At 71.5% G+C, this 23797-nt stretch carries 20 protein-coding genes, 1 tRNA gene, 1 other RNA gene and 2 pseudogenes; 8 read left to right on the top strand and 16 right to left on the bottom strand.

Going from position 1 to position 23797, the window contains the following annotated elements; translation table 11 throughout:
• Window positions 1-47: 47 nt before the first annotated feature.
• From ACWGPF_RS06770 to ACWGPF_RS06750, 5 genes are all read right to left on the bottom strand, one after another.
• On the bottom strand, window positions 48-3518 hold the full coding sequence (locus ACWGPF_RS06770) for an error-prone DNA polymerase (protein ID WP_452332098.1): 3471 nt from the start codon (window positions 3516-3518) through the stop codon (window positions 48-50).
• Window positions 3518-5098: a DNA polymerase Y family protein gene (locus ACWGPF_RS06765; protein WP_452332097.1), complete on the bottom strand. Its 1581-nt coding sequence runs from the start codon at window positions 5096-5098 to the stop codon at window positions 3518-3520. The genes ACWGPF_RS06770 and ACWGPF_RS06765 overlap by 1 nt, the downstream gene beginning before the upstream one ends.
• Complete coding sequence (locus ACWGPF_RS06760) at window positions 5095-5874, bottom strand: hypothetical protein (RefSeq protein ID WP_452332143.1); 780 nt, start codon at window positions 5872-5874, stop codon at window positions 5095-5097. Before ACWGPF_RS06760 ends, ACWGPF_RS06765 begins: the two co-directional genes overlap by 4 nt.
• Before the next feature lie 102 nt (window positions 5875-5976).
• Complete coding sequence (locus ACWGPF_RS06755) at window positions 5977-7449, bottom strand: MFS transporter (protein WP_452332142.1); 1473 nt, start codon at window positions 7447-7449, stop codon at window positions 5977-5979.
• Between the two features lie 41 nt (window positions 7450-7490).
• A complete protein-coding gene (locus ACWGPF_RS06750) occupies window positions 7491-9134 on the bottom strand; it encodes a hypothetical protein (protein WP_452332096.1) in 1644 nt (547 codons plus the stop codon).
• Between the two features lie 154 nt (window positions 9135-9288).
• Between ACWGPF_RS06750 and ssrA the strand changes: the two genes are divergently transcribed.
• Window positions 9289-9658, top strand: a transfer-messenger RNA (tmRNA) gene (gene ssrA, locus ACWGPF_RS06745).
• Between the two features lie 60 nt (window positions 9659-9718).
• Here the strand turns inward: ssrA and ACWGPF_RS06740 are convergent.
• Both ACWGPF_RS06740 and ACWGPF_RS06735 read right to left on the bottom strand, forming a co-directional pair.
• Window positions 9719-9973 (bottom strand): annotated as a pseudogene (locus ACWGPF_RS06740) (tyrosine-type recombinase/integrase); the annotation flags it as partial.
• A 170-nt stretch (window positions 9974-10143) separates the two neighbouring features.
• Window positions 10144-10416, bottom strand: coding sequence for a hypothetical protein (locus ACWGPF_RS06735; RefSeq protein WP_452332095.1), 273 nt, complete (start codon window positions 10414-10416; stop codon window positions 10144-10146).
• Between the two features lie 52 nt (window positions 10417-10468).
• Between ACWGPF_RS06735 and ACWGPF_RS06730 the strand changes: the two genes are divergently transcribed.
• On the top strand, window positions 10469-11125 hold the full coding sequence (locus ACWGPF_RS06730; RefSeq protein WP_452332094.1) for a hypothetical protein: 657 nt from the start codon (window positions 10469-10471) through the stop codon (window positions 11123-11125).
• 193 nt (window positions 11126-11318) lie between these two features.
• Here ACWGPF_RS06730 and ACWGPF_RS06725 read toward each other — a convergent pair whose 3' ends face one another.
• Together ACWGPF_RS06725 and ACWGPF_RS06720 are read right to left on the bottom strand one after the other, a co-directional pair.
• On the bottom strand, window positions 11319-12065 hold the full coding sequence (locus tag ACWGPF_RS06725) for a TIM barrel protein (protein ID WP_452332141.1): 747 nt from the start codon (window positions 12063-12065) through the stop codon (window positions 11319-11321).
• A 35-nt stretch (window positions 12066-12100) separates the two neighbouring features.
• A complete protein-coding gene (locus tag ACWGPF_RS06720; RefSeq protein WP_452332093.1) occupies window positions 12101-13117 on the bottom strand; it encodes a Gfo/Idh/MocA family oxidoreductase in 1017 nt (338 codons plus the stop codon).
• A 118-nt stretch (window positions 13118-13235) separates the two neighbouring features.
• On the opposite strand from ACWGPF_RS06720, the gene ACWGPF_RS06715 reads away from it, so the two are divergent.
• Entirely contained in the window at window positions 13236-14216 is a 981-nt protein-coding gene (locus tag ACWGPF_RS06715) for a LacI family DNA-binding transcriptional regulator (RefSeq protein ID WP_452332092.1), read from the top strand.
• 9 nt (window positions 14217-14225) lie between these two features.
• Here ACWGPF_RS06715 and ACWGPF_RS06710 read toward each other — a convergent pair whose 3' ends face one another.
• Window positions 14226-15791: a DHA2 family efflux MFS transporter permease subunit gene (locus ACWGPF_RS06710; protein WP_452332091.1), complete on the bottom strand. Its 1566-nt coding sequence runs from the start codon at window positions 15789-15791 to the stop codon at window positions 14226-14228.
• A gap of 108 nt (window positions 15792-15899) precedes the next feature.
• Here ACWGPF_RS06710 and ACWGPF_RS06705 point away from each other — a divergent pair.
• Window positions 15900-16202 (top strand): annotated as a pseudogene (locus ACWGPF_RS06705) (DUF427 domain-containing protein).
• Between the two features lie 53 nt (window positions 16203-16255).
• Window positions 16256-17149, top strand: coding sequence for a D-alanyl-D-alanine carboxypeptidase family protein (locus ACWGPF_RS06700; protein ID WP_452332090.1), 894 nt, complete (start codon window positions 16256-16258; stop codon window positions 17147-17149).
• Between the two features lie 6 nt (window positions 17150-17155).
• Here ACWGPF_RS06700 and ACWGPF_RS06695 read toward each other — a convergent pair whose 3' ends face one another.
• Window positions 17156-17449: a DUF1905 domain-containing protein gene (locus ACWGPF_RS06695; protein ID WP_452332089.1), complete on the bottom strand. Its 294-nt coding sequence runs from the start codon at window positions 17447-17449 to the stop codon at window positions 17156-17158.
• 24 nt (window positions 17450-17473) lie between these two features.
• Window positions 17474-18301, bottom strand: a complete 828-nt coding sequence (locus tag ACWGPF_RS06690; protein WP_452332088.1) for an aldo/keto reductase — start codon at window positions 18299-18301, stop codon at window positions 17474-17476.
• An 89-nt stretch (window positions 18302-18390) separates the two neighbouring features.
• Here ACWGPF_RS06690 and ACWGPF_RS06685 point away from each other — a divergent pair, with 89 nt between their 5' ends.
• Entirely contained in the window at window positions 18391-18924 is a 534-nt protein-coding gene (locus ACWGPF_RS06685) for an RNA polymerase sigma factor (protein ID WP_452332087.1), read from the top strand.
• A gap of 59 nt (window positions 18925-18983) precedes the next feature.
• Entirely contained in the window at window positions 18984-20321 is a 1338-nt protein-coding gene (locus ACWGPF_RS06680) for a hypothetical protein (RefSeq protein WP_452332086.1), read from the top strand.
• 7 nt (window positions 20322-20328) lie between these two features.
• Here ACWGPF_RS06680 and ACWGPF_RS06675 read toward each other — a convergent pair whose 3' ends face one another.
• A complete protein-coding gene (locus ACWGPF_RS06675) occupies window positions 20329-20877 on the bottom strand; it encodes a hypothetical protein (RefSeq protein ID WP_452332085.1) in 549 nt (182 codons plus the stop codon).
• A complete protein-coding gene (locus ACWGPF_RS06670; protein ID WP_452332084.1) occupies window positions 20874-21698 on the bottom strand; it encodes an inositol monophosphatase family protein in 825 nt (274 codons plus the stop codon). Before ACWGPF_RS06670 ends, ACWGPF_RS06675 begins: the two co-directional genes overlap by 4 nt.
• 171 nt (window positions 21699-21869) lie before the next feature.
• On the opposite strand from ACWGPF_RS06670, the gene ACWGPF_RS06665 reads away from it, so the two are divergent.
• Window positions 21870-21942 (top strand) — tRNA-Lys (locus tag ACWGPF_RS06665).
• Between the two features lie 679 nt (window positions 21943-22621).
• Here ACWGPF_RS06665 and ACWGPF_RS06660 read toward each other — a convergent pair.
• Both ACWGPF_RS06660 and ACWGPF_RS06655 read right to left on the bottom strand, forming a co-directional pair.
• The gene (locus ACWGPF_RS06660; protein ID WP_452332083.1) at window positions 22622-23173 is read right to left on the bottom strand and encodes a hypothetical protein; all 552 of its coding nucleotides are present in this window, start codon (window positions 23171-23173) and stop codon (window positions 22622-22624) included.
• A gap of 308 nt (window positions 23174-23481) precedes the next feature.
• A partial coding sequence (locus ACWGPF_RS06655) for a hypothetical protein (RefSeq protein WP_452332082.1) occupies window positions 23482-23797 on the bottom strand: 316 nt, incomplete at its 5' end.

Genomic DNA, 23797 nt, shown 5'->3' with positions numbered 1-23797 from the left:
AGTGGGGTCGCGGTCTGCGCGCGCGAGTTGTCCACAGCCCCATCACGTCAGCGGAAGTCGCGGGAGGCGTGCTTCACGCCCACGCGCAGGTCGTCGAATGCGTCGGCGACGAGGTTCACCACCCCTTCCGGCGTGCTCTCGAGGATGCCCCGCGCGATGAGGGCGGGGCTGTCGCGCAGCACGCGTCGGTAGCGGTTCCAGACCCCCTGCGAGCAGATGACGTTCATGAGGCCGTGCTCGTCCTCGAGGTTGAGGAACGTGATGCCCGACGCCGTCGCCGGCCGCTGCCGGTGTGTGACGAGGCCGGCGACCTCGATGCGCCGCCCCGGCTCGTGGCCGCGCAGGGCGGTCGACGGCAGCACGCCGCGGGCGTTCAGCGCCGTCCGGTAGTGCGCGAGGGGATGGTCGGAGACGGAGATCCCGGTCGCCCACAGGTCGTCGGCGAGCCGCTCGAAGCTCGACGGATCGGGGAAGAGGGGAGGCTGCACCGCGGCGACCGTGCCGGGCAGGAACTCCGGCCGGTCGAGGGCGGCGGCCCCGGCCATCCAGACCGCCTCGCGCCGGGTCAGCCCGAGGCTCTCGAAGGCGCCGGCCGTGGCGAGCGCCTCGACCTGCGCCTCCGTGATGCCGGTCCGCCGCACGAGCGAGTGCAGGTCGGCGTAGGGGCCGTGCGCATCGCGCTCGGCGACCATCCGCTTCGCCGTCGCGAGGCCGACGCCCGTGACGCCCGCGAGCCCGAGCCGCACGACGTGGGCGCCGTCGCGGCGGTGCGCGCCCGACTCGTCGGGCGCCGACCGGTCGAACGGCGGCACGGGCGGCTGCTCCGGCTCGGCGCAGGACGATCGGCCGGTGGGGCTGGGGACGGGAGGACGGACGTCGTCGAGGGGTTCCAGGTTCTCCACCGCCCCGGACAGGTTGATGTCGGGGCGGCGCACGCGCACGCCGTGGCGGCGGGCATCGGCCGTCAGCGAGGCGGGGGAGTAGAACCCCATGGGCTGCGAGCGCAGCAGCCCGGCGAGGAACGCGGCGGGGTAGTGCAGCTTGATCCACGACGACGCGTACACGAGCAGCGCGAACGACAGCGAGTGCGACTCGGCGAACCCGAAGTTCGCGAACGCCTGGATGCGCCCGTACAGGTCGTCGGCGAGTGCGCCCTCGATGCCGTTGCGGGCCATCCCGGCGTACAGCTTGTCCTTGAGGGTCTCGATCTTCTCCTGCCCGCGCTTGGAGCCCATGGCGCGGCGCAGGAGGTCGGCCTCCGCCGCCGTGCAGTCGCCGACGGCGACCGCCATCTGCATGAGCTGCTCCTGGAAGATCGGCACCCCCAGGGTGCGGCGCAGCACCTTCTTCAGCTTCGGATGCGGGTACTCGACGACGGCGGCGATGCATTCCTCGAGGTCGAGCTCGGGATGGGCCGCGCGGTACTCCTGCAGGGCGGCCTTGCGCTTCACGAACGGGTGCACGGCACCGCCCTGGATGGGCCCGGGCCGGATGAGCGCGATCTGCACGACGAGGTCGTAGAAGCGTCGCGGCTGCAGCCGGGGGAGCAGGCCCATCTGCGCGCGCGACTCCACCTGGAACACGCCGATGGAGTCGGCGCGGCACAGCATGTCGTAGACGGCCGCCTCCTCCTTCGGGAGGGTCTCGAGGGTCCACGTCTCGCCTGTCGCCTCGCGGATGATGTCGAAGCAGTGCTGCAGGGCGGCGAGCATGCCGAGGCCCAGCAGGTCGAACTTGACCAGGCCCATCCACGCGGCGTCGTCCTTGTCCCACTGGATGACCGTGCGCTTGTCCATGCGCGCGTGCTCGATCGGCACGACCTCGCCGACGGGGCGCTCGGTGAGCACCATGCCGCCGGAGTGGATGCCGAGGTGCCGCGGCGCCTTCAGCAGCTCGGTCGCGTAGCGCACGACCTCCGCGGGGATGTCGTGGTCGGGCCCGGTCTCGAGCGAGGCTCCCCATCCCTCCACCTGCTTCGACCAGGCGTCCTGCTGCCCGGGGGAGAAGCCGAGCGCCTTCGCCATGTCGCGCACCGCGTTCTTCGGACGGTACTGGATGACGTTGGCGACCTGGGCGGCACGATCCCGCCCGTACCGCTCGTAGACCCACTGGATGATCTCCTCGCGGCGGTCGGAGTCGAAGTCGACGTCGATGTCGGGCTCCTCGTCGCGCAGCGCCGAGAGGAACCGCTCGAACGGCAGGTCGAAGAAGATCGCGTCGACGGCCGTGATGTCGAGCAGGTAGCAGACGGCGCTGTTGGCGGCCGAGCCGCGCCCCTGGCAGAGGATGCCCCGGCGACGCGCCTCCTGCACGATGCCGTGCACGATGAGGAAGTAGCCGGGGAAGTCCTTCTGCTCGATGACGTGCAGCTCCTTCTCGATGCGGGTGCGCACCTCCTCCCGACGCCCGGGGTACTTGCGGTCGACGCCCTCCCAGACGAGATGCCGCAGGTGCTCCATGGGGGTGCAGCCGTCGTCGAGGTCGAGCTTCGGCAGCGCCGGCCTGGCCCGGCGCAGCGGGAAGGCGAGCTCGTCGGCGAGCGGCACGGTGCGCTCCACGGCGCCGGGGTAGCGGGAGAACAGCCGGGTCATCTCCGCCCCCGAGCGCAGATGCGCCGCGGTGTGGGAGGGCAGCCACCCGTCGAGATCGTCCATGCTGCGGTTCGCGCGCACGGCGGCGACGGCGGCGGCGAGGCGGGCGTCGGACGGCGCGGCGTAGTGCACGTTGTTGGCCGCGACCGTGGGGAGGCCGGCGTCGTGCGCGATCAGGGCGAGGGCGTCGTTGCGGCGCGAGTCGAGCGGGTCGCCGTGGTCGACGAGCTCGACGTGCACGTTCTCCCGGCCGAACAGCGCCGTGAGCCGGTCGAGCTCGGCGCGCCCGCCGTCGAGGGAGCCGGCCGCCCGCACGGCCGGCTCGATCCGTCGGCGCACGGAGCCCTTGCGGCACCCCGTGAGCACGGCCCAGTGGCCGTCCGCCTGCGCGGCCAGCTCCTCCACGTCGTAGAACGGGCGGCCCTTCTCCCCGCCGCGCAGCTGAGCCCGCGTGAGCGCCGCGGAGAGCCGGTGGTAGCCGTCCTCCCCGCGTGCGAGCACGAGCAGATGCGACCCCTCCGGATCGGCGTGCCCCTTCTGCGGCTCGCGCAGCCCGATCGACAGCTCCGCCCCGAAGACGGTCTTCACCGATGTGCTCTCCGCGGCCTCGGCGAACCGCGCCAGACCGTAGAAGCCGTCATGGTCGGAGAGCGCGAGCGCATGCAGCCCGAGGCGCTCCGCCTCCTCCACGAGCGCCTCGGGCGACGACGCGCCGTCGAGGAACGAGAACGACGAGTGCGCGTGCAGCTCTGCGTAGGGGACGGCGTCGTCCGGCCGCTCGATGGACGGCGGCGCATAGGCGCCGCGCTTGCGGCTCCAGGCGGGGCTGTCGCCGCCGTCGGCCCCGGCGGGAACGGGATCGGGGCGGCTGCCGTTGAGCGCCTTCTCGAGCGTCGACCACGGGACGGGAGGGTTGTGGAAGCCCATCAGGCATACCTGCCCTCGACGCGCCACGCCCCGCCCTCCAGCACGAGCAGCCAGGCGTCCTGCGCGGCGTCGACGATCTGGAACCGGTGCGCTCGCCGCATCCGCTCGGCGTCCCAGACGCGCTCGACGACGGGCCACGGGCCCGCCCAGGCGATCACGGCCCGCCCGTCGACGACGGCGGGCGGCGTCGTGAGCGCGCCGCGCTCGTCGACGTCGACCGCGACCCCGCCCTCTCCCGTCACGCGCACGGGGCGGGGCGGATGGAGCACCTCGCTCGGGAGCGGGGCGGGCAGGGAGCCCGGCCACGGCTCATCCCTGCTCTGCGCCGGCCGCTCGCCGTCGCCCCATGGCACGCGCACCTCGCGCTCCTCGAGCCAGCGGCCGCCGCCGATCGCGGGGGAGACGACGCCGCGATGGCCGAGCATCGCCTGCACGCGCGACATGGCGTGGTGCAGCCGCTCGTCGGGGCCCTGGCCGATGAGCGCGGGCTGGTGGTGCACGCTGTCGTCGACGGCCTCCGGCTCGATGCGCACGTGCACGATGCCGCCCGCGAGGGCGCCGCCCTCCTCTGCCTGCAGCTGCCAGCGCACGCGGTCGACGAGGGCGGCGGGGTCGAAGCGCGTGGGGTGCAGCCACACTCGCTCGCTGCGCGTGCCGTGGTCGTCGGTGAGGACGATGCGCGCCTCGGTGCACACGAGCCCCTCCTCGCCGAGCGCCGTGCACACGTCGTCGCACATCTGCCGCACGGCGAACGCGATCTGGTCGGCGAGCTCGAGGGGCGGCTCGAGGGCGAGCTCCCTGGCGAGCTCGGGCGGGGGCGTGCGCGGCTCGACGGCGCGCGAGTCGGCCCCGCGTGCGAGGTCGTGCAGGCGCACGCCGTCGGCACCGAGCCGCGCCCTGACCTGCCCGACGTCGAGGGCGGCGAACCCGCCCAGGGTCTGCACCCCGAGCTTCACGAGGAGCGAGACGAGCGCCTCGTCGTCGATCGCGGCGATCGACAGCGGCGCGAGGAACGCGGCGGAGGAGCCGGGCGCGATGAGGCGGACGGGGGCAGCGGGCGTCGTCAGGCGCGCGGCCCTGTCGGCCGTGAAGACGCCGTCGGCGATCCCCACGCGGGCGCCGGGGAGGCCGAGCCCCCCGAGCGCCTCGAGCAGGCGGGCGGCCGCCTCGTGCTCACCCCCGTAGAAGCGCGCGGGACCGCGCGCGCGGATGGCCGCGAGGCCGGGGCGGAGCGGCTGCACGCCGGGGGCGAGCTCGTCGAGGCGCGCCAGCACGGGGAGGAAGGCGCGCTCGTCGCGCCCGGGGTCGGCCGCGACGATGCGCAGCGACGGGCACGCCGACTGGGCGTCGCGACGCCGCTGCCCGCGCCGCACCCCCTCCGCCCTCGCGGAGGCCGAGCACGCCACGACCCGGTTCGCGTGCAGCACGGCGATCGGCGGGGCGGCGTCGGCCGTCGTCGGGCCCGCGGCGGGTGCGACGGGGCCGTGGCGCGCGGAACGGCGCTCCGCCGTCCGCGCGGCGGTGCGCAGGTGCGCCGTGACAGGCCAGTCGGGCAGCCACACGACGAGCGACCGGGTCATCCGATCGCCGCCAGACCGCGACGCGGCGCGCGCATCCTCTGCTCGGCGCGCGCGAGCACGTCGCGGGCACGGGCTGTCCTGTCGTCCTCGGTCGTCGTCGTCGTCTTCGTCGGCTCGGGCTCGGTGACGGGCGTCAGGCGCGGGCGGGGCACGGCGACGGGCGCACCCTGCGGGCCGGGCAGCTGCACGCGCACGCGGCGCGGCACGGGGGAGCGCCGGCCCGTCGCGGCGACGGTCACGGTGCGGGCGGAGAGGAGGCCGTGCCCGTCGCCGATGCCCGACCAGGTCGGATCCTCCAGGCGCAGCACGGCCTCGGCCTGCGGCCAGCGGCCCGTCACGAGCAGGACGCCGCCGCGGTCGCGCAGGCGCGCCGAGAGCCGGGCGACGTCGGCGTCGCGCGGGACGCCGACGGGGCGCACGGCGATGACGGGGAAGACCTCGGCGATCGCGGAGACGGCGGCGAGCCAGCGCTCGCCGGGCTCGGGCACGAGGGCGAGACGGGAGAGGTCGACGCCCGCCGCCTCCGCGGCCTCCGACGAGAGATCGGGCATCCCCACGGCGGCGCACCACGATCCCGCGCGCGACGGCTCGGCGAGCAGGGCGAGCAGGAGGCTCGTCGAGGGCTCGAGCGCGTACGCCGCGCCCGGGCGGAGACCGCCCTCGGGGAAGAGGGGGGAGAGTGCGCCGTGAACGGGGAGCGCGTCGACCCGCGCGCTCGCCCGCTGCATCCTGCTGATCTCGGTCTGCAGACGCAGCACCTCGACCGGAAGCGCCATACCCACCCCACCATCATAGAAACTATGTTCTACCCCGTCCAGCGGGGATGTTCGAACACTATTTCCGACCTCCGACATCGGCGTCGGAGGGGCGGGGCCCGTTCAGGCGGGGTCGGAGAACGCCCCCTTCGGGACGAGGAGGAGCGCCGCGGCGGCGACGAGGGCCGTGACGCCGCACACGAGCCAGACCGTGACATAGCCCGTGAACGACCCCGCCGTGCCCTCGGCCGCACCCGCGCCATCCGCGACGCCCTGCAGCAGGGCGATGCCGAAGACACAGGAGGCGATGGCACCGCCCACCGTCTTCACGGAGTTCGTGAGGCCCGTCGCGACGCCGGTCTGCGTGGGCGGGGCCGCCGCCGCCGCGGCGGCGGGGAGGGCGGCGACGAGCGCGCCGGAGCCGACGCCGGCGATCATCATGTTCACGACGACCTGCCCGTACGCGTCGTGCAGCGGCAAGAAGAGGAGGTACCCCGCGCCCACGAGCACGGAGGCCGCGATGAGCGCCGACCGCGGCGTCGCCCGCCGAGCGGCGAGCGGGTAGAGGAGCGCGCCCGCGATCATCGCGACGAGATAGAGGCCGATGATGAGCGACGTCGAGAACCCGCTCGTCCCGAGGCCGTAGCCGTGCACGGCGGGATCGGTGCGGGCGAAGGTCGACAGCGGCGCCTGCGCGCCGAGCACGCTCACCCCGAACAGTCCGGCCGTGAGGAAGACGGGCCACAGCGCGGCATCGGCGAACATCCGCACGTCGATGAGCGGATCGGGATGGCGCCGCTCCCACAGGGCGAACGGCACGAAGAGGCCGACGCCGAGCAGGACGACGAGCCAGGCGGCGAGGTCGCCCGGCCCTCCCAGGCGCAGCAGCGACAGACCGCCCGTGAAGGCGATGAGCGCGAGGGAGACGAGCACGAGGCCGACCGTGTCGAAGCGGCCTCGATCCGCGTGCGGCCCCTCGGCGACGCCGAAGAGGATGACGACGAAGCATACCGCGACGCACAGGGCGGGGATGAGCAGGACCACCCGGAGCGGGAGCGCGTCGACGAGGGCTCCGCCGACGAGCGCTCCGGAGATGGCGCCCGCCTCGAGGGACGCGACGAGGATGCCCGCGGCGCGGGCGGTGAGCACGGCGGGCGCCCCGAGCGCCCGCGACCGCGACCAGATCAGGGCGATCTCGAGCGGGAGCCAGACGACGTAGAAGCCCTGCAGCGCCCAGGCGGCGAGGAAGAGGGGGAAGGAGTCGATGAACGGGAGGGCGAGCGAGGCGGCCGCCGTGACGGCCGTCGACACGAGCAGCATGCGCTTGTGCCCGACGAGGTCGCCGAGCTTCGCGAAGGCCGGCACGACGAGGGCCGACAGCATGAGCTGCGTGCCCTCGAGCCAGTTCACGTCGGCGTCGTGGATGCCGAGGTGGCGCGCGATGTTGGTGAGGAGCGGCGTGTAGTAGCCCTGCAGCACGCCGCTCGTGAACTCGACGGCGGCGAGGAAGCCGACGACCGTCGTGAGCACTCCCAGGCGCGGTGCGGAGCGCGCTGTGGAGCGCGGTGCGGGGCGGGGGCGCGCCGGGCGCGCGATTCGGGTCACACCGTCACGGTAGACCCCTCGCGAGCCCGCTGTCAGAACAGATCGAGGAACGCGCCGTCGACGCCGTACTCGACGACCGTCGTCTCGTAGGCGCCGGGGAGGTAGAAGAGCATCGTCACGGGGTACGCGTCGCCCCAGAACGGCGAGCGGTCGACGATCACGTACGGGTCGTCGTCGCCGCCGGGATCCATGCCTGCGCGGGAATACGCGTCGGCCAGCAGCTCGGGCACGCGCTCCCAGGGAACGTCGGAGAGGCGGAAGACGTCGCGGGCCGGGTCGGACGCCGTGGACCCGGTGCCATCGGCGGTCGCCCTGCGCTCCTCGTACGAGTAGTCGTCGAACGTGTCGGCGCCCGGCGCCGTCGCGAGGGCCGTGTCGATCCAGGTCGGGAACACGGTGACGCCGGTCGTCTCGTCCGAGTCGCCGGCGGCCTGGAGTCGCTGGATGGCGAGGGGAAGGCCCGACGCCAGCAGGTCCTCCGCGGGCTTCGCGACGCCGGTCGCCTTCGGGCCTGAGGCGAGCACGTCGTCATGGAGGCGCCCGTCGGCCGTCGCGTCGGAGGAGTACGACGTGTAGTCGTCTCCGAACGACACCCGGACGACGAGCGGCTCGCGCACGTCGTCGACGGGCCATCCTCGCTCGACGAACGCGTAGGGGCCGCTCGTGAGATCGCGACGGTCGACGTCGGCGACCTCGACGGCGCGCTCGATGAGGGCCGGGAACGTGCTCCACGCGACCTCGTCGAGGTGGAACCGCTCGAGCTCCGGATCGCTCGGCTGGATGGTCGCGGCTCCATCGCGCGTCGCCGCGCCGTCGCGGAACGTCCAGGTGTCGAAGGTGGACGCTCCGTCGGAGGTCGCCATGTCGGCGATGACGTATTCGCCGTAGACGTTGACGCCCACGCTCTCGTCGGTCCCGGAGGCCTCGGCGATCGCGGCGATCGCGGTCTCCAGGCGCCCCTCGGCGAAGAAGGACGTGCGGTCCTCGCCCGTCGCGATCTCCGCGACGGCGCGCTCGACGTCGGCAGACGCGGGGAGGAGGACGGCCGTGGCGCCGGCGGCGAACAGAGCGGCGTACGCGGCGAAGCGCCATCCGCGGCCCTTCCTCCCGATGCCGATGAGCGGACCGCTGCGGCGCGGCTTCGGCGGCTCCGCCCCCAGCACGACGGGGCCGGCGCTCCAGTCGCTCATGCGGTCGCGGCTCGGCAGCCGCGCGAGGCGTGCCTCCCCGTCGTCGAGCCGGTCGTCGACGAGGACGACGTCGGGGGCGTCGGCCCGGAGGCGGGCGACGGCGACGGCCGCCCCCGGCTGCAGGCGCGGCAGGTCGACGATGTCCACCAGCTGGCGGATGGTCGTCCGGTACGGGGCATGGTCGGAAGGCGCGACGGACAGGTCGAGCTCGCACACGGGCTGGTCGTTGATGGTCGTCCCGGTGCGGCGGATCGCGTCGACACGCGCCGCGGCGATGCGGCCGGCGGCGCGGGCCTCGGCGACGAGCTTCGGCGAGGCCGTCGCGAGCGAGCCCATCGTGCGTCCGACGAGGAACAGCGGGAGGGCGATGGAGAGGACGACGATCGCCGTGATCCAGACCCACATGAACCGGTCGTCGACGAGGAGGCCGAACAGCGCAGCCGCGAGGCCGGCTCCGAGGGCGAAGGCGCTGAGGAGGCGGATCACGCCTCCAGGTTAGTGACGCGCGCACGGGCGCGCGACGCGCGGGAGGCGCGGAATGGCGTGTCGTCGCCATCCGTTGTAGTCTGTAGTGCTCGGGCGTGCCCGAGGTTGACAACTCCACAGTGCGACAGCGGTTCCCTTCGCAGGAAGGATTCCCGGGGCTGATCGGTTTCGACAGTGCTTGCGAATCTGCGAGAAGCGGGCCGAGGATGCAGGGTTATCTCGTAAACGCTCCCTGCGAACCAATAAGTGCCGAAACCAAGCGCACTGACTTCGCCCTCGCTGCCTAAGCGAGCCCGATAGTCCGTCAGACCGTGGGTGATCCCGACACGGATTCTGGCGTCATCTAGGGATCTCGCTGCGCGGCGGTGTCGGGACGCCGCGCGGGACTCTTTCTCGACTGGGCTCGTCGACTTAGGTGTTCGTGACAAAGGTCGGAGCCGAGCAGAACACTTTCACGGACTGCGCCCGGAGAAGCCCCAGAGACTCAGCGCTGGACGGGGGTTCGATTCCCCCCAGCTCCACCGATCGCTGTCGCCACGCGGAAGCCCCGCGCCCCCTGCTCTCCGTAGGGGGCGCGGGGCTTTTGTCATCGCGGCTGACTTGTGTCCGAGCATCCGCTGCACGGCATTCACATTCGCGCCGGCGCGGATGGCGAGGGATGCTGCGGTGTGCCGCAGATCGTGCAGCGTGAGCCGCTCCAGGCCGATCGCCCGCTGAGCCGCCCGGAACCACGAAACGCTGTCCTCGTCCGTCTTCGGTCGCCGGACGAAGCCTTCGATGTCGTTCGGGAATGGGAGGTCGTCCGGGCCTTTGTGCGCGCGACAGCAAGGGCGCGACGGCGTCACGGCGAGCACCACAGCCAGCTGGTCGCGAGGCTGGCTGTTCGCGAAGGCACACGACGACGCCACGATGGCGAAGGCCATCGCCTGGATCGCGAACCGCTACGGCCTCGCGGCCTGACACACCACCGCCCCCTCTCGGCTTCCGGGAGGGGGCGGTTTCGTCGTGCTCAGACCTCGTTGGGGTCCGAACCGAGCAGGCGAACGTGAATTGACTCGGAGGCCTCATGGTCGCGCAAGGCGACGTACAGCGTGAACAGCCGGCCCCTCGCGTGCTCTCTTGCCCATGCGGCGGCTTCGTCGGCTGACGCGCAGTCTTCGAGCTCCCATGCGTCGAGATTCCATCCGAAACCCGGTCCGGGGCGTTCCCAGAACTCGACTCGATAGGTCGGCGCGTTGACCTTGATCGTCGCGTCGCCTTCTCCGACGTTTGTTGCTTGCATGTAGAGCACTGTATGGCGGATAGTCCGCCGACGTACCAGGGGGTACAACTCAATGAATCCCGCACACCCTTTTCGACGGATCGGCCTGACCGCGGTCGTCGCCTCGCTGCTTACTGCAGGCTTCATGGGTCCAGCCAACGCGCAGACTATCGACGACACCGAATCTGAGACTTTCCGAACCGACGGCGCACAGGTGACCGTGGTCACGCAGCCCGACTCCGACCTTTCCAGCGAGCAGCTCGCAGCCATGGCGCAGACCTTCACCTGCGACCTCAAGGTTCATCACCCGCACGGCTCCACCCACGTCTCCGGCACGATCAACGTCGAGTCCACCGTGACGTGCCAGATCGCCGCCGCCAACATCCGTCTGGCTACGGAGCTGTACCGGGTCAACCCATACGGGCGCTGGGTCGGCACGCCGAAGGTCGTGCAGTACAAGAAGACCGTCTCCTCCAACGCTGCCACCCGATGCAGCGAAGGCCCCGGCACGTTCCTCGGCCGCGGAATCGGCACGATCCAGGCACCGGCCGGCTACACGCTCTCCGGAAGTGCCACGTTCAGCAAGGACGGCAGTGAGGTGAAAGTCGCGTGCGGACTCGCACGACTCTCGCCGGCGGGCGCCCTTGAGGACGTACAAGTCGAGCTCCGCTTCGTCCGTGCGGACCTGGCCGATGAGTACACCTGGGAAGAGCTCACCAGCACGCGCTGACCTGTGGCCGTCCGCGCGACGAAAGACCGCCCCCCTCTCAGCTACGGCCGGGATAGGCGCTTTCATCGTTGTATTCCAGAGCGCATCATACCGTCCAGCTACTGCTGCAGCGATATGGCGTCGCCGAACTCATCACGAGAGAACTGTCGCCGCACCGAGAGAAGGCCGCCCCTCGGGGCGGCCTTCTGTCGTCTCACCCTCCGAACGCCGTGCGGAACCGCTCCACGGCGGTCGCGGAGTCGTCGGACGCCCACGCCTCCATCGCGACGACGCCCGTATAGCCGAGGCGTCGCAGCGCGTCGGCGATCGCGGGGTAGTGCACCTCGCCCGTCCCCGGCTCGCGCCGACCGGGGACGTCGGCGACCTGGATCTCGCCGATCCACGGCAGCGCCTCGGTGACGAGCTCGATGAGGTTCCCCTCGCCGATCTGCGCGTGGTAGAGATCGAGGTTCAGGCGCAGGTGCGGATGGTCCACGGCGCGGACGAGAGCGAGGGTGTCGCGGGCACGGGCGAACGGCACGCCGGGATGGTCGACCGCCGTGTTGAGGTTCTCGAGCGTGAACACACGGCCGTGGCGCTCGCCGAGCGTAGCGAGCCGCTCGAGCGTGCGGGCGGCGGCGACCCAGTCGGCGCCCGTCGCCGTCTCGCCGGCCCTGACCGGCAGCCCTCGGGTGTCGAGTCCCGTCCCGTGCAGATTCAGGCGCGGCGCGTCGATCGTCTCGGCGGCGCGCAGCGACTCCTCCGCCGTCTCGACGAGTGCGTCGGCGCCGTCGGCGGTGACGAGGTCGCCCCGCAGGTAGCCCGTCATCGACGAGAACACGGCGCCCGTGCCGGCGAGGGCGCCGAGGTCCTTCGCCGACCAGTCCCAGATCTCGACGAGGAAGCCGAGCTCGTGCAGACGGCTTGCACGCTCGACGACGGGAAGGTCGGTGAAGACCATCTCCGCGCAGACGGCGAGCGGAATGGGCGCCGAGGTCACGATGCCGCGACCGGGGCAGGCGCACCGGACTCGTGCGACGCGATCGCGGCGAGGGCGATCGCGAGGGCGGCCCGCGCGTCCTCCCCGCGCGGCCCGTCGTGCACTCCCGTGCGGACGGCCGTGGCGAACGCGGCGAGCTCGTCGGTGTACGCCTGCGCGAACAGATCGACGTTGAGCCGCGTCGTCGACGCCGCGGCGCCGTCGGCGCGGTAGTGCCGCGTGCTCGTCGTGCGCACGTCTCCGGCCGCGACCATCCCGGCCGAACCGAACACCTCGCCGCGGACGTCGTAGCCGTACGCGGCGGAGAAGCTCGCCTCGGCCGTCGCGATCGCGCCGTTCGAGTAGCGGATGGTGACGACGGCCGTGTCGAGCAGGCCCGAGGTTTTGAAATCGGGAGCGACGAGGGCGTCGGCTGCCGTGAACACCTCGACGGCGTGCGCCCCCTCGTTGAACCAGTTCAGCGTGTCGAAGTCGTGGATGAGCGTCTCCGTGAAGATGACGTTCGGCTTCACGGCCGCGGGGTCGGCCAACCCGGGATCGCGCGTGAGCGAGCGCAGCAGCTGCGGCTCGCCGACCCCGCCTCCCGAGACGATGCCGTGCGCCTCCGCGAAGTCGCGCGAGAACCGCCGGTTGAAACCCACCTGCAGGACGACGCCCGCGGTGCGCGCCGCCGCGATCGCGCGGTCGGCATCCTCGAGCGTGAGCGCCATCGGCTTCTCGACGAACACGTGCTTGCCGGCCTGCGCCGCCGCGACGACGAGGTCGGCGTGCGTGAATGCGGGAGAGGAGATGACGACGCCGTCGATGTCGTCGGCGGCGAGGAGCTCGGCGGGATCCGTGTACGTGCGTGCGACGCCGAGCGGCTCGGCGACGCGGGCGGCCGCACCGGGCGAGGGGTCGGCGACGGCGACGAGCTCGGCGTCGGCGATGCGGCGCGCGATGCTCTCGGCGTGGTAGGCGCCGATCCATCCGGAGCCGAGGAGTCCGAGGCGGACGGGGGCGGGTGCGGTCATGGGGGTCCTCCGTGGACGACGATGTCAAATCGAACTAGATCGATCTAGTCAATGATGAGGGGATCGGGCTGTCCTGTCAACATCGACCGTCGTGCCATCCGGCCGACACAATGGGGGGATGGCGCAGCAGGAGGGGCGCGGCCGCCCCACGATGAAGGACGTGGCCGAGGCAGCCGGGGTCTCGCGCGCCCTCGTGTCGATCGTCTTCCGGGATGCGCCGGGCGCCGGGGAGGAGACCCGCCGCCATGTGCGCGAGGTGGCTGAGCGCCTCGGGTACCGCATGGATCGACGCGCGCAACTGCTTCGGCAGAGCCGAACGCGTACGCTCGGGGTCGTCTTCGACGTGCATGCCGCCTTCCACGGCGAGCTCGTCGAGGAGCTGTACCTCGCCGCCGCCAGCCGCGGGCTCGCCCTCTCGCTGTCGGCCATCACGCCGATGCGGACGGAGGGGGTCGCGGTGGAGTCGCTCCTCGACGAGCGGGTGGAAGGGCTCGTGCTCCTCGGCAGCGCGCTGCCGGCCGCCGCACTCCTGGACGTCGCCGATCGCATCCCGTCCGTCGCCGTGGCGCGCCCGACCGGCGGAGCCATGCCGGCGGCCCGCACCGATGATCGCGCCGGCGGACGGCTCGCGGCGCGGCATCTCGTGGAGCTCGGCCGCCGCCGCGTCGTGTACCTCGACGGCGGCGACGTGGCGGGAGGACGCGAACGACGGGAGGGGCATCTCGAGGCGATGGCCGAGGCGGGCCTCCCTGCTGACATCATCGCCGGCGGTCTCGACGAGGAGGCGGGGGTGCGCGCAGCGCGGGAGCTGCTCGATCGTCCGCAGCTGCCCGACGCCGTCGCCGCCTTCAACGACCGCTGCGCGATCGGCGTGCTCGATGCGCTCCTGCGCGCCGGCGTCGACGTCCCGCGCGACGTCGCCGTCATCGGGTTCGACGACATCCGGGCCGGCCGGCTCGAGACGATCGGGCTCTCGACGATCGCCCAGGATGCCGCAGGGCTCGCGTCCGACGCCGTCGACCTCGTGGTCGACGGGCGACCGGGGGCCGAACGGGTCCGTGCGCCACGGCTCGTCGTGCGTCGTACGACGGCGAGGTGACGCGACCCATTAGGCCGGCTGCTGCTCGCGCCGCGCGGATCCGAGCCCGAACGAGGCGGCGAAGCCGATCGCGAGGAAGCCGGCCGCGGTGAACGCCGACAGCTGGGTTCCCGTCGTGAACGCCTCTTCCGCCAGGACGTGCTCGTCTCCCTCGAGGGACGAGATCGCCGCTCCCGCGGAGTCGACGACGCGGGACACGACGGCGTCGCGCGCACCGGCGTCGACACCGGCATCGTCGAGCGACGACGACAGCGCCGCGCCCGTGCCGGTGAACAGCACGGTTCCGAGGATCGCGACGCCGAGCGCGGAGCCGACCTGCCGCGCCGTGGACTGGGTCCCGGATGCCTGGCCGGACCGCTCGACGGGGACGTCCGCGAGGATGACGCCGGTCAGCTGCGCCGTCGCGAGCCCCACGCCGAACCCGTAGACGAAGAGGGCCGGGACGAGCCATCCCCATCCGGTGCCAGAGCCCACGGCGAGCCCGACGCCGACGATGCCGACGATCTCGGCGAGAAGGCCCGCGCGCACGACGATCACGGGGCGGACGCGCGCGCTGAGCGCGCCGATCAGCCCGCTGGCGCCGAATGAGCCGATGGCGAGCGCGAGGAGGACGAGCCCGGTCTGCAGCGCGTCGAACCCCTGGGCGAACTGCAGCCACAGCGGCAGGGAGAGGATGATGCCGAACTCGCCGAGCGCCACCACGAGCGCGACGAGGTTGCCGCGCGCGAAGGTCGGCACGCGGAAGAGGGAGAGGTCGAGGAGCGCGGGGCGCTCCCTCCTCGCCCGCGCACGGCTCCAGATGAGCAGGAGGACGAGCGCCGCCGCGCTCACCGCGAAGGCGATCGGGACGGGCGAGATCGTCGCGGTCCACCGCACGGAACCCAGCTCGATGCCGTCCTCCGCCGTCCACCATCCGAACGTGCGCCCTTCGATCAGGGCGAAGACGAGCGTCCCGAACAGGACGACCGAGAGCGCGGATCCCACGAGATCGATGCGCGCCGACGTCTCCCGCGACTCCCGCACGGTCGCGAGCACGCCGACGACGACGAGGATGCCGAGGGGTACGTTGACGCCGAAGGCCCACCGCCAGGAGAACGCCGTCGTGAGCCAGCCGCCGAGCAGGGGGCCGACAGCGGCCATCCCGCCGATCGTGGAGCCCCACACGGCGAACGCGATCGCGCGTTCGCGACCGCGGAATCCGGCGTTGAGGAGCGAGAGCGTGGCGGGCAGGATGAGCGCGCCGCCCACGCCCTGCACCGTGCGGGCGAGGATGAGGAGGCCGCCGATCGGTGCGAACGCCGCCGCCACGGACGCGCCGGCGAAGAGCGCGACGCCCGTGAGCAGGGCACGACGACGCCCGATGCGGTCCGCCGTCGCGCCGAAGAGGAGGAGCAGCGAGGCGAACACGAGCGTGTAGACCTCCTGCACCCATTGCACCTCGGTCGACGAGATCCCCAGGTCGGAGACGATCGCCGGCACCGCGACGTTGACGATGGTGGAGTCGACGATGATGAGCGAGACGGCGACGCTGATGAAGCCGAGTCCCCACCACCGGCGCGGATCCGTGGATGTCATTGCTAGCCGATCTATTAAAGTGCCAGGCGTGATAAAAGCCTCGGTCGATATCGTACTCCCGCTGTCGAGGGGTTGCCGCGCGGGAGGGCGGATGCCTACCGTCTCCTCATGAGAGCGATATGGGATGGCGAGATCGTGGCGGAGGCGGCGCGCGAGGACCTCGTGCGTATCGAGGGGAACTGGTAATTCCCTCCGTCGTCGGTGAGGGACGGGGCCCTGACGGAGAGCGCGACCCCGTACACGTGCCCGTGGAAGGGCATCGCGCAGTACTGGGACATCCGGAGCGGGTCGGGCCTCTCCGACGGGGCGTGGAGCTATCCGCATCCCTTCGACGGCGCGGCCGACCGCGTCGGCGCGGACTTCTCGGGCTACGTCGCCTTCGACCCGCGGGTGTCGATCGAGGGGGAGTGAATCAGGGACGTCCCTGATCCGCTGGAGCGGGCGGCTGTCCAGACTGGAGGACGATGTCCTCCTCTTCGCCGCGCACCCGTCCGCTTCGCCTCGTCGTCCTCCTCTCGGCCGTCGCGGCGCTGATCGCCCTCGTCGTCGGCGTCGTGACGTGGGCCGCCGCCGCGGGCGAGCCCGAGGCGCTCGGCGATGTCCGCTGGCCCGATTCGGGATCGGCCGCGGTGGCCGTGGCGGATGGCCCCGTCGTCGCCAGCTCGGACGCCCCCGTGCCGATGGCGAGCATCTCGAAGGTCGTCACGGCGCTCATGGTGCTCGAGGAGCGTCCGCTGCAGCCGGGCGAGACGGGCGGCGACTACTGGTTCACGGAGGAGTGGGACGCCGCCTACCGCGAGTACCTCGCGCGCGGCGAGTCGGCGCTGAAGATCCCCGTGGGCGGGATGCTCACCGAGCGCCAGCTGCTCGACGGGATGCTCGTCGGCTCGGCCTGCAACTACGCCGACATCCTCGTCGCGAGCATCTGGGGCGATGAGGCGGCGTTCGCGCACGCGGCCGCACGCTTCGTCGACGCCCACGGGCTCGAGGGCATCACGATGGTGGAGCCCACCGGCATCGACCCTCGCAACACCGCCACCCCCGCCGCGCTCATCGCGCTGGGACGCCTGGCGCTCGCCCATCCCGTCGTCGCGGAGATCGTCGCGCAGGCGACGGTCGACCTTCCCGGCGCGGGTCTCGTCGAGAACACGAACGACCTGCTCGCCGACGCCGGCGTCGTGGGGATCAAGACCGGCACCCTCGAGGGGAGCAGCCTGCTGTCGGCGAAGGATGTGCCGGACGGCGACGGCGGCACCGTGCGCGTCTTCGCCGTCGTGCTCGGGCAGCCGGATGACGACGCCCGGTTCACGGAGTCGCGTGCGCTCTATGCGCAGGCGGAGGCCATCGTCTCCCGGTGAGCAGGCTCATCCGATCTCGCCGGGGAGGCGCACCACCACCGTCACGGGATCGCCCATGTCGATGCGCTCCGCGCGTTGCACGGCGGCCTTGACGGGCAGCAGGAAGCGCCCGTCCTTCGGCCACATCGCGGTGTCGAACTCGCTCTCGCCGATCGTCGCCGTGACGGGGATCTGACCCCAGTACGCGAGCCCGCGCGCGGCGTCCTTGATGTCGTCGGTCAGATCGCCCGGCAACGGGGCGAACACGTACGGTGCGGGACCCCGCCACTCGATGAGCACGCTCGCGAACGTCCACACCATGAGCCGAGGATAGCCTCGACGACCTCAGTCGAGCGAGGGGTCGCGGCCCGTCCGCAGGCCGGACTCGAGTCCGGCGACGGCACGGAGGTCGTCGTCGTCGAGCGCGAACCCGAACACGTCGGCGTTGGCGCGGATGCGGTCGGGGGAGACCGACTTCGGGATGACGACGGTGCCGAGCTGGAGGTGCCACCGGATGACGATCTGGGCGGTGCTGCGCCCGTGCTTGCGCGCGATCGCGGCCAGGACGGGATCGTCGAGCAGCCGCCCGCGCGCGAGGGGCGACCACGCCTCCGTGACGATGCCGTGCGCCGCACCGTAGGCACGCAGCTCGTGCTGGGGGAGCAGCGGGTGCAGCTCGATCTGATTGACGGCGGGCACGACCTCCGTCTCGGCGCGGAGCCGGTCGAGGTGCGCGATCGCGAAGTTCGAGACCCCGATGGAGCGGGCACGGCCATCCGCCCGCAGCCTCTCGAGCGCGCGGTAGGTCTCGACGTAGCGGTCGCGCGAGGGGACGGGCCAGTGCACGAGGTAGAGGTCGACGTAGTCGGTGCCGAGGCGGTCGAGGCTCGCGTCGAACGCCCGCAGCGTCTCGTCGTAGCCGTGGTCGTCGTTCCACACCTTCGTCGTGACGAAGACGTCGCCGCGCGGCACGCCGCTCGAGCGCAGCCCCTCGCCGACCCCGCGCTCATTGGCGTAGAGCGCGGCGGTGTCGATGTGGCGGTAGCCCGCGTCGAGCGCCGTGCGCACGCACGCAGCGGCCTCGTCGTCGGGGATCTTGTAGACGCCCAGCCCGAGCTGCGGGATGGTGCGTCCGTCGGGGAGCGGGATGGCCGGCACAGGGAGCGTCGTCATGCACACCACTCTGCCGCAGGGCGCCGATAGAGTTCGGATGACCGCTGCAAGATCCGGCGTGCTCGCGACATAGGCAGGGTGTGACGACCGTGACCGCTGAAGGGGGCCGCGCCGACGGAGATGCCGCCGAGCGCGACGAGATCCGGTGGTACACCGCGGTCGTGCAGACGCACGCGTCGGCGCTCGTGAAGTACTTCGCACGCCGCGGCCCTCGGCAGGACGCGGAGGATCTCGCGGCCGACGTGCTCGCGACGGCATGGCGGCGGCGCGCGGACGTGCCGCGCGGCGACGAGCTGCCGTGGCTCTACCGCACGGCCGAGCTGACGCTCGCCAACGCACGCCGGAAGCACCACGACCTCGCGGTCGACATGGTCCCCGAGCGCGGCACGGGGCGCGTGCGCGACGACCCGGAGTTGAGCGCGCTCTTCGACGACGAGCTTCGCGGCGCGCTCGCGAGCGTGGGGGAGCGCGACCGGCGGATCCTCCTCCTTCATGCGTGGGAGGGGCTCGACGGCGACGGGCTCGCCGCCGTCCTCGGCATCACGCGCTCGGGTGCCGATGCCGCCCTGTCGCGCGCCCGCTCGCGCCTGCGCGCGGCGTGGGGGCGGCGCCTCGAGTTCTGATCCCGTGCAAGATCCGCCCCTCCCGCGACATGAACAGGGGAGAGCACGAGGAGGACACCATGAGCGATCACGACGAGGACCCCGTCGACCGGCTGCGCGCCGCCGACCCCGCGGCGGATGTCGAGCCGCGCGAGGGATTCGGGGCGGACGTCATCGCTGCGACGACGGCGGTGCCGGCGCCGGCCGATCTCGACGCGGAGCGTGCTCGCCGCAGGCCCCGACGCGGGCTCGTGATCGCGTCGATCGCGGCGTCGATCGCCGCGGCGGTGGTGATCGGCGGCGTCGCGGGGTACGGCATCGCGACCGCGGGACAGACGACGGCATCCGCCGACTCGCCGTCGGATGGCGGGGTGTCGGGTGGAGCCGCGCCGGATGGCGTGCTGCCCCCGGTCACCCTGGGCGGCGGGGCGGCAGGCGGCGGGGCGGAGGCTGGCGGGATGAGCGGCGGGGCCGGTTCGTCGACCGAGTCCTTCCTCACAGCCGACTCGATGGTCCCGTGGGGCTGGACGGGTCGGAACGCGTTCCATGCCTCGACCATCCTCTCGCCCGGTGCGGGGGCGGCCGCGGCCTACGGCTTCGATGCCGTGTCGGCCTCGAATGCCGAGACGATCGCGGCTCTCGCCTCGGCACTCGGCGTCGAGGGAACACCCGAGATCCGCGACGGGTCGTGGCAGGTCGGGGCCGCGGATGGGACGGGCCCGTCGCTGTGGGTGAGCCTCGATGGTCAGCTGAGCGCCGGCTACTACAGCACGCTCGACCCGTGGTCGGCATGCGGGGAGGCGTGCACAGCCCCGGAGGAGGCTCCCGCGATCGCCGCGCTGCGCGATCTGCTCACGCGGATCGGCGAGGACGCTGACGCGTTCACGTACTCCTCCGAGACGTGGGAGGGGTCGGCGACGCGCACGGCGTACGCCTCCCGCACGATCGACGGCCAGCAGGTCGGGCAGTCGTGGTGGCTCGAGTTCGCGGCCGACGGGATCGTCAGCGTCTACGGCGGCCTCGCCGACGTCGTGCCGATGGGCGACTACCCCGTCGTGAGCGAGCAGGAGGCGTTCGATCGCCTCTCGGACCCGCGGTTCGGCGCGCAGCTGACGACCCTCCCGCTCGCAGCACGAGAGGGCGATGCCGGGACGGAGTGGATGCCGCCCACCGAGCCTCCCGCGCTGGCTGCGCCGGGTTCGGCGGTGTCGTGGGGGGTGAACGACGTCGAGATCGTCTCGGTGCGTCTGGGGCTGGCGAGCCAGTGGCAGGCCGACGGCTCGGTGCTTCTCGTGCCGACATACGTCTTCGGGGATGCGGGCGGAGGCGAGTGGTCGGTCATCGCCGTGGCGGACGAGTCGCTCGACTTCTCGGCCGGCGGCCAGATGGTCTTCGGCGGCGCGGAGGTCATCGACTGACCGACGGTCAGCCGTGCCACGTGATGACGTCGAGCCCGCTCTTCGTGTCGGAGAGCGCGACCCACCCGTCGCCGAAGGCGTACGTCATGCCGTAGCCGTTCTCATCCGCCCATTCCGACGAGGGCATGCTCTCGGTCAGGTAGACGACGCCGTCGCCCTCCTCGCGGATCCAGCCCTCGCTCCCAAGGTACTCCTGGTAACCCGACGCGTCCTCTGCGGCGAGCGGTGCCCACCCGTACATCTGGACGATGTCGGTCGCGCCGACGTCGAAGTTGCCCCACGTGCAGCTCACTCCGCCCGACAGCTCGTTCGGACCGATATAGAAGGGATCGGCGCGCGACGACCATCCGATGTCGGCGAACTCGTCGACGAGTGCCGTCGGGATGATCGTGTCGCAGCCCGGGGCCTGGCCGGATCCCGTGGAGCCGGCCGCATCGGGGGACTCGGAGGGCGTGCTGTCTGGCGCCAGGGGCGACGCGCAGGCCGCGAGGAGGAGCATGCTCGGCACGAGGGCGCCGACGGCCGTCCTGCGGCGGCGCGCGGCGCCGGTGCTCATGCCGTCGTCCCGGCGGGGGGCGCGAGGAGGGTGAGGAACGCCTCGTGGAGCACGCCGTTCGTCGCGAGCGCCGATCCGTTCGCGATCGAGGGCGCGCCGTCGAAGGACGTCATGCGTCCGCCCGCCTCCGTCACGATGGCGGCGGCGGCGGCGAGGTCGTACTCCTTCACGCCGAACTCGGCGACGAACTCGAGGCGCCCCTCGGCGAGCAGCATGTACGACCAGATGTCGCCGTAGGCACGATCGCGCCAGACACGGCGCGAGAGGGCGACGAGCTCGTCGAGGTGGCCCGCTTCGTCCCACTGGGCGATGCTCTGGAAGCTGACGCTGGCGTCGTCGAGATCGTCGACGGCGGAGACGCGGATGGCGCGCGGCGCGCCGCCTTCGACGCTCGTCCAGGCGCCGAGACCCTCGGCGGCCCACCAGCGGCGACGGAGCGCGGGCGAGCTGACGACTCCGAGGCGCGGGTAGCCGTCGATGTCGAGGGCGATCATCGTGCCCCAGGCGGGCACGCCGCGGAGGAAGTTCGCGGTGCCGTCGATGGGGTCGATCACCCAGCGGCGCGGCGCGGTCTCGCCCTCGCCGTACTCCTCGCCGAAGATTCCGTCGTCCGGGCGGTCGTCGGCGAGGACGGCGCGGATGGCTCGCTCGGCGGCGAGGTCGGCGTCGGTGACGTGCGTGCGGTCGGCCTTGCGCTCGACGTGGAGGTCGGCGGAGTCGAAGCGATGCAGCGTCTCGGCGTCGGCGGCGTCGGCGAGACGCAGTGCGAGCGCGAGATCGTCGGCGAGTCCGGGGCGGGAGGCGGGCGCGGCGGAGGTCACCCGCCCAGGATATCCGCGGGCTGTCCGGCTTGTCGGGAGGCTCGGTCGACCCGTGACGGGCGCACAGCGGATGCTCAGACACGCGCGGATGCGGACGTCGATTCGCGTGCGGGCGGTGGCGCTGGTAACGTAGTCTCTCGGTTCGAGGGAAGGCATTCCCGAGAACGGAACGCACCTCTAGCTCAATCGGCAGAGCAACTGACTCTTAATCAGTGGGTTCTGGGTTCAAGTCCCAGGGGGTGCACACCAGGAAGGCCCGGAATCTCTGAGCGAAATCAGAGTCCGGGCCTTCTCCCGTTTCCGGCAGGATCGGGCAACAGCGCGAGAACAGCGCGTGTGCCTCAGCGGTGCGGCGTGGGCGCGCTGGGGATGTCGAGGGCGAACACGTCTCCCGACATGACCCGAACGGGCGGGCCCCATCATCACGACCTCGCCCTCGATGACCTTCGGTCGTCCCATGTGATGCGCGCAGTTGGCGGGACCTGTCTCCCGAGCTGCGCTATCGAGCGGCGGAAGTGGGCCGCGAGCGAGAGAGGTCGCCGTCCTCGCGGACGGCTCGTCGTGGCTGTACGCCGACGATGTCGCGGGCTGCTCCGTTCTCACGCCTTGTGCTCTCGGTATCTGCCGCAAGTGCGGCGAGGTGCGCTCAGCTGCCCCCAGCTGTCACCGAAGAAGAGAAGCTCGTCGCAACTCTCGTTCCCTCGTTGATCGGCGTGTCCGTGTCCTCATCGCGGAGCGCACCGACAATCCAGAAGGGTCCCGCAGAGCAGCCCGCTGGAATTGTTGCGTCTAGCTCGCTCAGATCGCCAATCTCGTTGCCGACGAACGTGATGGTGTCGCCTCGTCGATAGTGATCCGCGCCGAACGTGAGAGCAGCAGAGCGGCGATTGCCGCCAATGATGCGGCAGCGAGGAGCTTCTTCATCACTGGCAACCGGGCGGGTCTATGCACAGGTCGACCTGAAGCTGGTTGAGAACTGGATTGATCGGGGTGTAGAAGTCGTCAAAGGCTCCGTACCCCTTGACGATCCCGTAGGCAGTGTTTCCCAGGTACACCGGTCCACCGCTGTCTCCGGGCTGCACCGTCGACCCGTTAATTCTTACGAGGCCATAGGAGGTCTGACCACCACTGGTATGTGATTGATTGAGGCCAATCACCCTCGCTGATTGTCGTCCGCCATTTTGGCCGTAAACGTAGACAGCCGAGTTGATACTTACGTCACTGCGGGCCTTCTGCGCGCGGCCCAGGCCATGATCGTAATGGAACCAGGCATCCATCATGACGGGGCTTCGCATCCACTGCATATCGCCGTATGTCCCGATATGCTGAGCGCGGAAATTGAAGTTGAAGTTTCCGTTCGGCGAGATCTGGCGCAAGTTGTTTGAGCAGTGGCCCGCAGTCACGACCCCGATGTCAGGGCCAACTCTCGCACTAACGACGAAACCGGACGTGCAGCTCGCGCGCCACTGCGTCATCGTTCTCCAATGCAAACTCGACTTGGTAGACCTTGCGATCGGGAATCGGCCCCGAGGTGACCGCTACGCCTTCCCCAACGTAGGTCAATGCAGTGTCGTGGATCTTTCTGCTTATGGTGGCCATCTGCACCTCTGACGCACTGAAACCTCAATCGTCTTGATCGGAAACGAACTGCCGTCAATGATCGCTGTTGCGCGAGGGGGAGTTGCGGCTGCGAACGCTACTTCTACGTACTTGTCGCGAATCCATGCCACCGCGAAGTCATCAGGGAACCGTTCACGAAGAGTCTTTATGACTGGTCCAGCTTCTAGCTGCCATACAGCTGCCGCCTCCTCTTCATCGAGAAACGCCAGGCTTTCATCGTCAAATTCCTGGATCCACGGCGCCTCATCGCCGCTCGCCGATCATCCGGCGCAACCGAGGCCTGAGCCGACGACGCGAACAAGATGGATGTGGATACCGCTGCACCCAACATCAAGACTGTCTTGCGGAGTCGCGGAAGATCGACCTCGGATGGATCGAAGGCACCGGCATCGAGCGCCAGGCGTTCGCGGTGATGGCGGGGTTCGGGATCGACGCGCACATGATCGTCGAGACCGATGAGACGCTGAAGAGCCGGGTCG

The sequence above is a fragment of the Microbacterium sp. NPDC055683 genome, from assembly GCF_053617895.1.
This window is presented reverse-complemented; position numbering and strand designations above follow the sequence as displayed.